The organism is Bacillus sp. JJ1474, from assembly GCF_036965225.1.
Taxonomy (GTDB): domain Bacteria; phylum Bacillota; class Bacilli; order Bacillales; family Cytobacillaceae; genus Cytobacillus.
In genome coordinates this window covers 1-13,915 of record NZ_JBALPC010000246.1, presented here as the reverse complement: position 1 = coordinate 13,915, position 13,915 = coordinate 1, and the positions used below count along the sequence as shown (strand labels likewise).

The window sequence follows — 13,915 nt, the reverse complement described above, 5'->3', positions numbered from 1 at the left end:
ATGTATATATAGTGGAAGATGACTTTCTAGGGGACCTGGATCCAAATGCAAAATCAGATCCTTTATTTTCTTTTGATCCTTCTGGGAGAGTGATTTATATTAAAAGCTTTTCAAAAATTTTTCTTCCAGGGCTAAGGATTGCTACTGTCGTTCTTCCTACAGTAATGATTAACAATTTTTTACGATATAAATTTAGTTCGGATTTTAATAGTTCAGCACTTTCTCAAGGTGCACTAGAAATCTATTTAAAAAGTGGTATGTTTAATAGCCATCTCAAAAAAATTAAAGAAGTATACTCAACTAAAATGCAAATACTTCAAGAAGCATGTGAATTATTGCTGCCGGCTAATACTCAATTTTCTAAACCGACTTCAGGATTCTATCTGTCCATCAGTTTACCTGAGAATGTGAAAGCAAAACAGGTAGTTCATATGCTAAACGAGCAGCATATATATGTAGATGATGCCTCTAGAATGTTTTTACCAGAATATAAAAAGGAAAATCTCCTTCGATTATGCATTTCTCAAGTAAACGAAAGTCAAATAAAACTAGGGGTAGAGCGATTGGCTCATTGTATTGCTTTAATTGACAGTAGAAAGAATCATATAACTCCAAATAACTTTTTACTCCTCTAGTATTGAAACTTTGCAAAAAAGAACATTGAATTTTCAATGGAAATTCAATGTTCTTAGCGTTTGCCTTATAAATCACAATGTGATAAAACGTGATTTTATTATTCCGTTTTTAATATTTCCCTTTGATTCTTAATAAAATGATATCGATCCGTTTTAACAAAATTGCAATCCGGAACGATTGGATTTTTTCTAAGAAGAATCGCGAACTTATTTAGTAACTTAGCTAGATTTGAGCGTTCATTTTCCTCTACCAAAAATTCCAGTCCATACTGAAAAATACCAGGCTTTGCTTCGTGCATCCATACCACGGAACCATACATGCTAATCGTCTCACCTAAAATTTCCGTTTGAAATTCTAAAATTATATCTCGATGAACAGTTAACCTAATATCTGATAAAAACCTGAGGCCCCCTAATCCAATGTCTTCAATCAAAACATTCGTGTTCCCTAGTTCTACTTTTCTTCCGTGAATTCGTATAAGGGTCATAGAGGCAAGTAAAGGAAAATCGAGATTAATTCTAAAATATTCCCGTTTATCTTCAAACTTATCAGTAGTGCCACCGGAAACACTTTCCGAAACTTCAAATTTCCCTATTCTTAATAGGTGAGTAAATTCCTCTGCTGGGACAGGCTTAGAGAATAAATAGCCTTGGATGGTCTCACATTTGAAATTATTTAATATTTGGAGCTGCTCGATATTCTCCACACCTTCAGCAACAACCTCCATTTTGAGGTGCTGTGCTAATTCAATAATGGTCTTCGTAATAAAATTGGAGTTATCTGGATCTGTCTCACTTAAATCCTTAATAAAAGATTGATCAATTTTTAATGTATCTATTCTACCTCTAAAACGTTTTAGGTAGGAGAGTGAGGAATACCCTGTGCCGAAATCATCTAAGGCTATTCTAACTCCTATACTTCTTAATTCATCTAAAGTAGCCAAAACTACCTTTTCATTTTCTAATAAAGATGATTCTGTTATTTCAATTTGTAAGTAATCAGGAGAAAGCTTTGTTTCCTCTAGGATACTAGCGATATTTTCCACTAAGTTTTTATCTAAAAATCGACTGGCAGATAGGTTAATAGAAATAGGAATAGCCGGTAAACCTGCATCTTGCCAAGCTTTATTTTGGGAACATGCTTTATATTTGACCCATTTCCCTATTTCCGCGATTAAACCTGTTTCTTCAGCTAACGGAATGAATTCATCAGGAGATAACAGTCCCCATTCCGGATGATTCCAGCGGATCAGAGCTTCAACACCGACAATTTGATTTGTAAGTGTACAAACCTTCGGCTGGTAATAAAATTCTAGTTGATTTAACTCTATTGCATTTCGAAGGCCCGCCTCCAAATTGAATGTTTTGAAGGTTTGTATGTTCATTGATGAGGTATAGATTTGGTAAGTGTTCTTCCCGCTTTCTTTCGATTTATAAAGAGCAGAATGAGCATACTTCATTAATGACTCTGCATCCTCTCCATCAGTTGGATAAATACTAATCCCGATACTTGTCGTAATAAAAAGCTTATACCCTTCAATAAAAAATGGTTCCTCTAATGATTTGATAATGGTCTCTGAATGCTTGATAATCTGATCTGTATTTTGAATATTAGGTAATAATACGGAAAATTCATCTCCGCCCAGCCTGGCTAGTATGTTCTTATCCCCTAGACAGATTTTTAACCTTTTCGAGATGAGTTTCAGCAGCTCGTCTCCCACAAAATGTCCTAGAGTGTCGTTGATATATTTAAACCGGTCCAAATCGAGAAACATAACAGCCATTTTTTGTTGGAGCGCTTTACTGATAATTAATTCTTTTTCCAGTTTTTCTTGAAAGAATCTTCTGTTTGGCAGTTCGGTTAAAGAATCATGATAAGCTAAGAATTTGTTTAACTCCTCCGATTTTTTACGATCAGTAACATCATGCAGTGTTCCTATAATAGTAGATTGATCATGATAATAGATTCTTTTTGAATGGGCTTCAATATCAATAATCGAACCATCTTTACTAATAATTCTGAAGGTATGATCAATGCCTTTCTTCCCATCGATTAATTGATTAAAAACAGAATTCATTTCTGCTTGGTCTTCTGAGTGAATATACTCCATAACATCTAATGCATTAGATGAAATCGCTGTTCCTAAAAGGTGATGTAGCCGGGGATTTCCATAAATTAATTTTCCATTTTGTATAATATAGACTCCGACAAGAGCTTCCTCTACTAGGCTACGGAATTTTAATTCTGATTCTATTAATTCAATGGCGGTTTCCTTTTCTTCTGTAATATCTTTAGCTATCCCACTAACTCCAACCACTTTACCATTAAATTTTGCAGGGATAAGAGTGAGATTAATTTGAACCTTTCTTCCGGCTTTATGTATAAAAACAGTATCAATATGTTGCACTTCGCCAGAAAGAACCTTATTAAAGCATTTTTTATATATTGGGATTTCATTTATATAGAGAAATTGCTCAATCGAATGTAATATTATTTCGTCATTTTTATAACCCAAGTATTCAGAAAACCCTTCATTTGGCATTACGATAATACCTTTCGTATCTAGAAAAAAAACGGTGTCAGGGTTATGTTCAAATATTGATCGAAAAAATATATCAGAAATCTCTAGATGATTTGTTGAGAGATTCAATGTTTTATTAGTCGATTCCACGCTATATTCTCCTTTCAGTTAAATCAGAAGATCCTTCTACAAACTGATAACTGTTTTTTCCGTTATTCTTTGCTTGATACATAGCTTCATCGGCCATTCTTATTAATGTTGTGGCATCCTTTCCGTTTTGTGGATATAAAGAAATACCAACACTAGATGTGACGTGAATTTCTTTTCCTAGAATGTAGAGAGGTAAATCTAAACTTCCGATGATTCTATCTGCAATTATGCTGCAATCTTGTTTATTAGCTTCAGGTAAAAGTATCGTAAATTCATCTCCCGCTAATCTAGCAAGTATGTCATTCTCTCTGACACAACTCTCTAAAAGCGCACTTACTCTCTTTAAGAGCTCATCGCCGGTATCGTGGCCTAGGGAATCGTTTACCTTTTTAAACCCATCCAAATCAATAAAAAAAACAGCAAAATCATTTTTGTTTTTTTCCGAATCTATTATGAGCTGCTCGAGGTCATCCAAAAAAGCCCTTCGATTGGGCAATCCCGTCAATGTATCTTGATAAGCTAATTTTTTTATCATATTTTCTTGTTTTTTTCGGAAGGTAATATCTCTTGCGATAAATTCCCTTGCAGGCAATCCATCGTATTCAATATTTGTTGAAGTGATTTCTAAATCGATGACTTGGCCGTCTAGTCTTTCAACTCTAATTTGAAAGGTTAATACTCCCTTGTTACGATATTTTGCTTTTTCCATTAGATGATTCCAATCACTGGAACTAGACAAGTAGTTTTTCCAGTTGTGATTAAGTAAATCACCTACACTATTTGCTCCCAGCAATGTAACACCAGCTTTGTTTGTAAAGATGATTTTCCCATTTCGATGGACAAATATGGCCTCTGGAGATAAATCAATCAAATTCCGATAATGCTTCTCTTTTTCTTTGTAGTTAAGAATGATTTTCTTGCCAAGTAAAAAAGCCCATAGAACCGATGTAAGTACTACTAAAGAACTTCCGGTATCTAAAAGGACTTCCCATAAACCGTCCCCTTTTAAATGAAAGAACAGTAATATCTTTTCATCAAAAATATCAAATAGGGACATACATGTAATAAGAATGAAAATTAGTTTCATTCTTATTTTGAATCTTTTCATTTCGTAAATTATAGTCTCCTTTCGGCAGCCCAGCCACCATAGCAATTACCTTAGGTCTGAGGCTTTGCGCCACCGTTTTTCAACGATTTTGCCATTTTCGCTGTCAAAATTATACATGATTCGACAAATTCTTCTAACTTCACACAAGATTATAGCACTTTTTTACTATATTGCTAGTGATATAGTAACAATTCCTTAAGTTACTAATAAATAGGACTATATACTAGAAAATGAAAGTCAGGTGGTTGAACTAAAGATCAAAAGGGAAAATTTAATAAAAAATCTTAGTTGAAAGGAGTATTGCAGGGTAATAAAGGATAAAAGAATAAAGAGGAGAGGAAAGCAACGTTGGTAGATAGAAATGTTTTTTACCCTACTTTCAAAGTAGTTATATATTAATCTCCGAATTTCTTAAGTTCTGGGCGATATGTTGTTGAATGCGAAATTGCCGTATATTATCTAGATGTCTCCGAATAACCTATTCCCCACCATTCTGTTTTTCTTCATCCTTTTTATCATCAAATACAATTTCTACTGCAGCCAGCAGCAAAGCAACTATGATCTCTGTTTTCAAGGAAAGGATAATGCTATTCATAAACTCATCCACAGTAAAGAGACATAGCCAGTTAGAGGCACCTTCAATACTGATCCGGACAAAAAACATCTTTAATTTTCCTGTAATTTTTCGTTTAAGCAGCACAAAAATCTCTCCGGAAAACAATTCGACAATAATGCTCAAAACAAAGAAACTAACAACAAAAACAATCAATGACCAGACAGATTTATACTGAACGCCAAGCAGTTCAAAAACCCCGGCCAACCCAAAAAAATAAATTCCCAGAACAAAGCCGGGCACCAGAATAATGAGAAGCGTTATTCCGGCAACTGTTGCTATTTTGTCTTTTAAATTCATATCGCCAAATGAAGCATCATCATTATGTTTAGGCATATAAGTGCGCCTCTCCTTTAGCTGTTATTTCTACAAAATAATGAAAGTTTTTATTGGATTAGCGGCCTTTAAATTTGATTGCTAGTATATTTTCTTATTTTATTGTGTACCAGCTTCTATCAAAATTTAAATTTAGTAACTCTCCATACTTTATTGCAAAGTCTATAAAAGCTGATCCTCTCGCAGTTATAAGATTTCTATCAATCACAACAGGTGAATCTAAGTAATTACCTTCGTTAAACGTTCCTAAGAAATTTCTTTGATCAGCCGTTAATCCAGTCGTATATTTTCTTTCACTTAATAATCCACTCATAGATAATAGATATGGTGCACTGGATATTGCTCCTATTATGATATTCTTTTTTAAAAATTTCCTTAAAAACGTGGTCAGCTCAGGATGGTTAACTAAATGTTCAAAATCATCCACTCCAGGAAGTACAACACTATCTAATTGATTAATATCCATTTCGTTCACTGTTACTTTAGGGATACTTGTCAATCCTGCCTCCCCTTTAACTACTTCGTTATTCAACCCAATAAATACGGTTCGTTTCTGCCCCTGCTTTAATACAGATAAAAGCACTGATAATTCATATTCACTAAATCTAGGGTATAGTAATATTCCTGTATATATCATTAACACCCCCATGCAATTCAATAAGAGTCCAACTGGATAAATGAAATCCTCTCTTTAATTTCAATATATTTTCTTGATATCCTTCCCATTCTCACCAAACTGGCCCTTAACATAGAGAAAGAGCGAAATTCTTGTTGCTGAATTGCGCCCTTTTATTGAATAAGCTACTCTATAATGCACATTGTGTTCGAACTGCGTATCAATTAAGTCTTAATAACTAAAACACCGAACTATATTAAGTGCATAACATGCCTATATAGTTTTTATACTTAATTGAAGAGGTGGAGAATATTATGGTTTCCTATATGGATTACACATCACCGTCAACACAATACACTTTTGACGTAAATAAAAGTCCCTTGTTCAAGAAAAATAACAACAACTTTATTAACGTGTTAGGCATTCAACAGTTGAATACATTGGAAAATGTGTCTCTCCTTGATATTTTCCTAAGTGCTAATAATGTCGTAGAACCGCACTATCATCAAAATGCTGCCCAGCTGGTCTATTGTATTTCTGGTGCTGTTACTGTTTCGATACTAAACCCATTTACAAAACAGATTCTCAATTTCCCTATTACACCTGGGCAAGTCGCAAACGTTCCACAAGGGTGGTGGCATTATGAAGTAGCTACAGCTGATAATACTCATATTTTGGCAATTTTTGACGCACCAACTCCGGAAGTAATTTTAGGCTCTGATATCTTAAAATTTACCCCTGCAAATATCATGGCTCATACTTATTGCCTTGATGAAAATCAATGGAAAAAAGCAATAGCACCAGTTAAACCCACAACTTATATAGGTCCATATGAGAATTGCAACAGAGAAAAAGCAAATATGCATCAGCAATATTTAATTCAACAGTATCCACAGCTAAATCATATTCAGCAATACCAACCAACCCATTACATTCCTCATTATCGGCAATATAGAGGCTATTAGAGAAAGACATACAACTATTGACATGGATATTCCATGTTTTTTTGTGTCACAGAATAGGTCAGTTATGCATTACCATGTTCAAAATAATAACTAAAAAGCAAAATTACATGTACAAGAAATGCCGATTCTAGAATAATCTACTACATACGTCTTGTACTAAAAGATTTACCCCATATCTTCGGGCGCTCTATCCCCATTGTTCTCATATAGTCTAACAACAGGCCTGTGTGAACAGATTCGTGATAAGCGATACGCAAAAACATATCCCCAAATGTTCTTACATAGCCTACGTTGGAATGATAAATTTTTATATTTTTTAAATCGTTTAACCTAATTGTCTTTATGTATTTAATGAACAACATGACTGGTAATATATTACTTCATACCAGTTTTCATTATAACCTTATTTAACCATTGAACTGTCCTATTGTGGTTTTCACCATTCGTAGCATTCCCTCCTTTCATGTAAGTTACTAACTATTTTCTTCAAGTTACCCTTCATTTTCTACCACATACTTGAATAGTGCAGACTTGTTAGGAATATCCACATACAATTTGATTAGAGCGATAATGAGAGGAGTGAATGAAAAGAACAATTATTGACAGACATCGATTGCTGGAACAATTATAATTTTAGGTGAAAAGAGGTGTCTGAAATTTGAAACTTTCTTTAAACATCGATAAATCATTTAAAGAAACAAAGATTACCATTGAAAGCCCTGAGTTAGATGACAATATTCAGGGACTAATTGACTTCATTCACGGAAGGGAACAACAATTCCTGATTGCCAAAAAAGGTGAAATGCAGCATATTCTTAAACCCGTGGATATCCACTATTTTCATACAGAAAATGAACATGTAGTTGCCGTAACAGAGACGGATTCTTTTATTTTAAAAGAGAAGTTATATGAGCTTGAAGCCCTGCTTCCTTCTAAAAAGTTTATCCGCCTTTCTAAATCGGTTATCGCCAATTTACATGAATTGAGCCGCTTTGAAGCTTCATTCAATGGTACACTCTGCGTTTATTTCAAATCTGGGAAGAAAGAGTACGTGTCTCGTACCTATGTCCCTTTGATAAAAGATGCTTTAAAATTAAATAGGAGGAAAAAAGAATGAGGACATTTACACTTCGCAGTTTCATCGGTATGTTCTTTGGAGGCTTCATTGCGGTGCTTTACACCAACTTAACAATCCTTTTCGGGGGTTTCGAAATGATAGATGGAAGCTTATTTTTGAAGAACTCCATAGGTTATATTCTCTGCGGCTGGTTTTTCACAGTTAGTTCCTTGTACTATAAAAACAGAAATTTAAAACTTTCTCAACAGACCATTTTCCATTTCTTAACTGTCACGATCCTCTACCTCATCTTGGCCCTTACGATCGGATGGATTCCATTTACTATACAAAGTATTTTGTTAACATTCTTAATCTCCATCGTCACTTTTACAATCTTTTGGATCGCATTTTACCTTTACTTCAAAAATCAAGCCCGGAGATTAAATGATGATTTAAAGAAAATATGAGAAATGCCAAAGGGACGGTTCCTGTGGTTTTTAGTGTGGATATCCTAGCCACAAGAACCGTCCCCATGGATCCTGCTATACGAAAATTGAATATTCAACAGGGTTAACAAACCCTAATTTTTCTGCTAAATGTATAGAAGACGTATTTGATACATCACAATCCCACCTTGGAACTATCCTATTTTTCAGACAATGTTCTGTAAATACGTTTGCAATGATAGATGCTAATCCTTGTCCTCTATAATCCTTGTGAGTCGCGATATCAACTTCTGCAAATTGCTGAGAGGAAAAAATGGAAGTACATTCACTGACTACTTTTCTATTATGCAGAATGCAGAATCCGAAACCATTTTCAATAAAGTTTGATATGGAACCCCAATATTGATTATAGTATTCCTCATTAAATTCCAAGCTCTTCTTTATATTTTCTGTGTTTATTTTTTCAATAGAATAATCACTAGATAATAAGTTGTTATCATCTAGTTTCTTATCATTTTCATATGTAAAAGAAAATCTGCTCAATTGTTTTATTTCATCTTTCAACTGATTCTTTATTGAATAATCCCACTGTTTGGATGAAGAAAATAAAGTGAAGCGGGATTTCTCATTTTTCCTTTGCCTATACAACTCAAAGAGAAAATGATTGAAATCTAAATTATTACTCTCTCCTGCAACGAAATAAATACCTGAATTTGTTCCAATTAGCACTGAATTAGTAAATCCAGACTCGGCATAAACCGTTCCTTTAATGTAATCATCCAAGACTGAAGATGCAAAGATTGGACAAGTTACATTACTTTCCCTCAATTTACTCTTTACTTTATCAAATTCAGATTGACTAAGTATGATCATGGAATACACCTTTCTGTATTTTTTAATTGCGCCTTATATGGAATAACTAAAAGATAATCTCAATAATAAAATCAAATAATTCTTATTTCACATTTAATAAGGTTCATATTAATCTTATTCGTGCTTCTCCCTAAAAGCTTTTTTTACCCTTTCAATTTGGTCGAGATGTCCTTGTATATGTTGAACACGAAATTCCAATAATTCTTTGAATGTGAATCGTCCAGCATCTGCATAAACTCCAACTCTATCAAATTGTTCGGTTGTCAATTTACGGATAATAGGAAGCATACTGGAGCGAAGTATCTTAAAAAGGAGTAGGTATTGTTCACGGTCTAATTGCTCATAATCCAATGAATTTGCCCAAGCGTTCTGGTCAGGCGATGTTAATAGTGGTTCAGACTCGGATAAAACCTTTTTCAGTCTATGTGTAGACACCAATTCCGAATCTGTTATATGTATAATAATCTGATGTATACTCCATTTATCCTTTCCTGGTTTGAACCTAATCTCTTCTTCAGACAATTCTTTAATGGATTCCCTTAACATCGTATATCCTCGGCTATACTCTTCAATCAACGCTTCCATCTGGTTCCTCCCTGAAAAAATATCATTAAGTAATAAATTCTTGCTTAATTGTCATTATCCTTTAACGATTTTTATTCAACTAACCTACAATGATCTACCGTACGAATTTCCACCGTATTTAATGTAAGGAAAAATACCGTTAGTTCCAGTTTCCTATCTAATAAATAAAACTTAAAAAACCAAGAAAATGGACTGCTAAAACAGTCCATCGTTGGAAGAGGGGCCATCATACACTTTATTTAACTTCAAGCCATTTTTTTATGACTTCTCTAAGACTTTCTTCTTTAGCTTTAACGTCTTTTTTATCAGTAAATTTCATCATTGCTCTGTCAGCTGCTTTCCATTCTAATATTCCACTAGGATCTACAATCAGATGTTCATTAGTCTTTCGGTCTTTTACCTTAGCACCGCAATGAAATACGAGTCGAATAAATCCTTTTCCATGAAGATTAAATGTAATTCGGTCCTCGCCTTCATAACAGAAACTAGGAGCATTCCATTTAATATGTTCTGTAATTTTATCATTAGTACTTAAAATGATATTTCGAACCTCTTCTATTTCTTCTTTAAGTGGATGTTCAAGGTTGTTCATAAATTCTGCTACCTGTTCAGGACCAGACAACTTCTTACTTTCACCAGATTTTTTATTTGTTGTCATTATGAACTAATCACCCCTTAGTATCTTTCTTTGTTTATATTCATATTTTCAACATATTATCAAACTAACCTTCGCCGTTAATTCAGTAATTCAACAAAAATGAGCTTCAATCCTTTCTAGAATCCCCCCGAAGCGAATTATTTTTTAACATATTACATATTTAATAATTTTATATTCTAACGAATTCTAGCCTTACGAAACCCATCGATTATATTTATTGCCGCACCTATTATAAATATGATCATTACACCGCTAATAACCCACGTTTCAAATTGCTTGGCTGTTGAAGTAAATAATTCAGACATATACGTGATAAATTCTAGGCTTAACAAATTCGGATTGCTGAAAATAACAATGAATACTATGGTTGCGAACAGCTCAACTGCCGTGTTGAAGATGGCTATTTTTTTTGTCCATTGTCCTTTGATTAATTTATAGAGTGCTAGTGTAATCTCAAGGACGATGACAACTAGAACGAATGGCCAATATTGAAATAAAACTTCTTGATTAAAAGCCGGAATGACCAGTTCAAGATGATTTCCGTCTCCCTTATAAATACCTGTAAGGTGATTCGCATAAAAATAAAGGGTTGCCCAAATCGCTGTCCACATTAAACTTCCAAATACTTCGCACTTTTTTATAGCTTTTTTCTTAGGAATATAAGTGATGTTTTTCAAATCATCAGGCGTCCATTTTTTTAGACTTGCCGATAACGGCTGTTGATCTTTTCCTTTATCCATTCTTTCTATAAGAGCGAAAACAAGCGTTAGCCAGAAAAAGGTTTGAATGCCCACTTCAATTACTTTCCATATCCCTTCGCCCATTATAGTAAGAACAACATTTACAATAGCCTCTTCTCCACTATACCCGATCACATATTTGGCAATCATAGAAATCAGTGAGACTACAGCAGCAATTGGTAAAATCATTTTTAATAACGAAACATATACATCAAAATAACGTGGACCTATTAGATGCATGGGCTGGTCTCGATACCCGCTCGCTAATGCTGCCGGATTCCCTAATTTTTCAAGGGCCGCCTTAACATCTTCCTCGCTGTAATCGTCAGGCAGCATATCCTCAATGGTTGAACGCAGCTCGAGTGCAATATCCGCACGTCCTTTCTCTGGCAGCCTGCGAGTGACTTCTTGAATATAAACCTCAATTAAATTCATCTTCCTCATCCCCTTTCAATAAACCATAAAGTTCTTTCGAATTCTTAATCCATTCCTTTTTTAACTGTAAAAAGATTTCCAGACCGTATTCACTTAAAACATAATACTTACGCGGTCTGCTCTCAGATGTATCCCAGCTGCTTGTGACTAACTCCTGTTTTTCTAAACGGCGAAGCAATGGATATAAAGTACTTTGATCAATGCTAATGCCTGATTCCTCCAATAACTGAACAAGTGAATATCCATACTGTGGTGTTCGCAATTGACTTAAAACGGCTAATGTCAATGTTCCTCTCCTAAGCTCTGTCGATAATGAATTCAATAAAGCACTCATTCACCCACCTCATTTATCATTGCTATATGTTATTACTATATGTCATACAGTATTTGTTCTATACTATGTACCGTACACTATTATCGTTACAACATCATTTGAAATGAAAAGCCCTTTTTTGCAAACAAGAAAAATAATGGCTTAGGTACAAATAAAAAAAACAACGTTGAAATTCATACGTTGTTCATTGATTTGGTTTACTTTATCCAAGGGCTATATTTCTTTAATTATTTTCTTCCTTCAATGAAAATTATTAATAATTTGTTGCAATCTATTTGCAACCCATTCAATGTCATAACCTATTTCGTTAAGAATAACTGTATTGTGAATTTCCTCCAGACCAATGCGAAGCATATAGCAGTATATTTTTTCCTTAGATTCAGGAGAACTCATATACCTATTTGTAATCCGATGTATGAGTGGCTGGAGCTTATCCTCATTCCAAAAAAGAATATTTGCTTTGTCGTATAAATGATCCCCGTATAAAGAAAGGCTCCAATCGATCATTCCAGCAATTTGCCCGTCTTTTGCCAATAAATTGAATGAACCTAAATCTCCATGAACTAAATATTTTTTACTTAAAGAAACACTCTTAATATGGGATTTCAACTCTTTAATAGCTTTTTCAACTACATCCGAATCTAATCCATTTCGTTCCAGGGATGACCAATCATAAATATTCTCATTGTAAACTGCCTTTATATAATCCTCCCAGGTTGGATAACCCGCCTGCCCAGTATGATCAAATCGACCATATCCATTCTGTCCGGTAATTTCAATTGCTTCCAATACCTCAAGGTTTTTTTCTACAACAGGACAAACATCTAGTATTTCCTGGCTATTTAAATCAAATAATTTTGTTCCTTCAATAAATTTAGAAATGGAGTAAGGGACATCACTTTCAGTTACCTGTATAGCCAACACCTCCCTTAAAGGAAGAAGATGATGAAAGCGATGGTAAACCCATCTCTCTTTTTCATACACTTCGAATCGATTTCCTACTTGAAAAACATAGCGGTCATTAATTGAGTTGAAGGAGTACGTTTGAGAGACAAGACCACCGTTAAGCTCTTTTATATTATCAGCAGAAGGATAATGCATTTGAATCAAATTTTGAATCTCCAATTCCGGTAACTTCTTTACCATTGCCATCGCTCCTTTGAAAAAAATTTTACCTAATAAAAATTCATCTAAGGAGAGTTGGTAGATATGGCTTAGCTTAATTATGGAGTCAATATCAGGGAAGTTTTTCCCGACTTCCCAATTCGAAAGGGTTTGCCTCGTTATATTCATTTTTTCCGCCACTTGTTCCTGAGTAAAACCTGCTTTTTTCCTTCTTAACTTTAGCTTTTCACCAATGTTCATTTCCTTCCCTCCTTATTTAAATTTTCGCATAATTAATGAAGAAAGCTAGCAAGGATTCCTTGCTTTTTTACGACTACAATCATTGCTCAAAAAATAAGATTGCTTAATTGAGTGTAATTCTATATGGGACTTTCTTTTAAGTTTCATATGTTCAAATAACACTATGCAAAAGGAGAATCTGTTATTTAGGATAAATGAAAAGATTTTTGTATTTTTATAGAGATTTTTTTGGAATTACTACAATCATATAAAACTACATATAGCAAGGTGGCAGCTGAACTCCCAGAGAAGGGGGAAACTGATGAAGACATACGAAGCATTCAGTTTTACTATCTCAATTTGGCTTAGTACTGAAAGAACTGGTGACAATGGTAGAAACATTGTCGAACTTCCCTTAATTTGTCCATCCAGTACCGCTGCTTGGACTTTTTGAACGACTTCTCCTCTTGATTTGTCCGTCCAGCACCGCTGCTTGGA

Annotated in this window: 14 protein-coding genes, 1 pseudogene and 1 riboswitch; of the genes and pseudogenes, 4 read left to right on the top strand and 11 right to left on the bottom strand. The window is 34.3% G+C overall.

The window, feature by feature from the left end; translation table 11 throughout:
• On the top strand, positions 1–635 hold a 635-nt coding region (locus V7164_RS23510), incomplete at its 5' end, for a PLP-dependent aminotransferase family protein (RefSeq protein ID WP_335355400.1).
• A gap of 98 nt (positions 636–733) precedes the next feature.
• Here the strand turns inward: V7164_RS23510 and V7164_RS23505 are convergent.
• The 4 genes from V7164_RS23505 to V7164_RS23490 form a co-directional block, all read right to left on the bottom strand.
• Positions 734–3,307: an EAL domain-containing protein gene (locus V7164_RS23505; protein WP_335347506.1), complete on the bottom strand. Its 2,574-nt coding sequence runs from the start codon at positions 3,305–3,307 to the stop codon at positions 734–736.
• A gap of 1 nt (position 3,308) precedes the next feature.
• Entirely contained in the window at positions 3,309–4,415 is a 1,107-nt protein-coding gene (locus tag V7164_RS23500) for a sensor domain-containing diguanylate cyclase (RefSeq protein WP_335355399.1), read from the bottom strand.
• Positions 4,416–4,435: 20 nt separating this feature from the next.
• Positions 4,436–4,518: riboswitch (cyclic di-GMP riboswitch) on the bottom strand.
• Between the two features lie 375 nt (positions 4,519–4,893).
• Complete coding sequence (locus V7164_RS23495; RefSeq protein WP_335347902.1) at positions 4,894–5,364, bottom strand: regulatory YrvL family protein; 471 nt, start codon at positions 5,362–5,364, stop codon at positions 4,894–4,896.
• Between the two features lie 94 nt (positions 5,365–5,458).
• Positions 5,459–6,001: a DJ-1/PfpI family protein gene (locus V7164_RS23490; RefSeq protein WP_335347901.1), complete on the bottom strand. Its 543-nt coding sequence runs from the start codon at positions 5,999–6,001 to the stop codon at positions 5,459–5,461.
• 293 nt (positions 6,002–6,294) lie between these two features.
• Between V7164_RS23490 and V7164_RS23485 the strand changes: the two genes are divergently transcribed.
• The gene (locus V7164_RS23485; RefSeq protein ID WP_335347900.1) at positions 6,295–6,945 is read left to right on the top strand and encodes a cupin domain-containing protein; all 651 of its coding nucleotides are present in this window, start codon (positions 6,295–6,297) and stop codon (positions 6,943–6,945) included.
• 140 nt (positions 6,946–7,085) lie between these two features.
• Here the strand turns inward: V7164_RS23485 and V7164_RS23480 are convergent.
• A pseudogene (locus tag V7164_RS23480) lies at positions 7,086–7,268 on the bottom strand (hypothetical protein); the annotation flags it as partial.
• A 335-nt stretch (positions 7,269–7,603) separates the two neighbouring features.
• Between V7164_RS23480 and V7164_RS23475 the strand changes: the two are divergent.
• Positions 7,604–8,062 carry a LytTR family DNA-binding domain-containing protein gene (locus tag V7164_RS23475; RefSeq protein ID WP_335347899.1) on the top strand — a complete coding sequence of 153 codons (459 nt, stop codon included), beginning with the start codon at positions 7,604–7,606 and terminating at the stop codon, positions 8,060–8,062.
• Positions 8,059–8,469, top strand: coding sequence for a DUF3021 domain-containing protein (locus tag V7164_RS23470; RefSeq protein WP_335347898.1), 411 nt, complete (start codon positions 8,059–8,061; stop codon positions 8,467–8,469). The genes V7164_RS23475 and V7164_RS23470 overlap by 4 nt, the downstream gene beginning before the upstream one ends.
• Positions 8,470–8,544: 75 nt before the next feature.
• On the opposite strand, the gene V7164_RS23465 is transcribed toward V7164_RS23470, so the two are convergent.
• The 6 genes from V7164_RS23465 to V7164_RS23440 form a co-directional block, all read right to left on the bottom strand.
• Entirely contained in the window at positions 8,545–9,321 is a 777-nt protein-coding gene (locus V7164_RS23465; RefSeq protein ID WP_335347897.1) for a GNAT family N-acetyltransferase, read from the bottom strand.
• 114 nt (positions 9,322–9,435) lie between these two features.
• The gene (locus V7164_RS23460) at positions 9,436–9,906 is read right to left on the bottom strand and encodes a DinB family protein (RefSeq protein WP_335347896.1); all 471 of its coding nucleotides are present in this window, start codon (positions 9,904–9,906) and stop codon (positions 9,436–9,438) included.
• A 235-nt stretch (positions 9,907–10,141) separates the two neighbouring features.
• The gene (locus tag V7164_RS23455; RefSeq protein WP_335355398.1) at positions 10,142–10,564 is read right to left on the bottom strand and encodes a DUF1801 domain-containing protein; all 423 of its coding nucleotides are present in this window, start codon (positions 10,562–10,564) and stop codon (positions 10,142–10,144) included.
• Positions 10,565–10,740: 176 nt separating this feature from the next.
• The gene (locus V7164_RS23450; protein WP_335355397.1) at positions 10,741–11,739 is read right to left on the bottom strand and encodes an HAAS signaling domain-containing protein; all 999 of its coding nucleotides are present in this window, start codon (positions 11,737–11,739) and stop codon (positions 10,741–10,743) included.
• Complete coding sequence (locus V7164_RS23445) at positions 11,726–12,073, bottom strand: PadR family transcriptional regulator (RefSeq protein WP_335344373.1); 348 nt, start codon at positions 12,071–12,073, stop codon at positions 11,726–11,728. Before V7164_RS23445 ends, V7164_RS23450 begins: the two co-directional genes overlap by 14 nt.
• 240 nt (positions 12,074–12,313) lie before the next feature.
• The gene (locus V7164_RS23440) at positions 12,314–13,438 is read right to left on the bottom strand and encodes a helix-turn-helix domain-containing protein (protein ID WP_335344374.1); all 1,125 of its coding nucleotides are present in this window, start codon (positions 13,436–13,438) and stop codon (positions 12,314–12,316) included.
• Between the last annotated feature and the right edge of the window lie 477 nt (positions 13,439–13,915).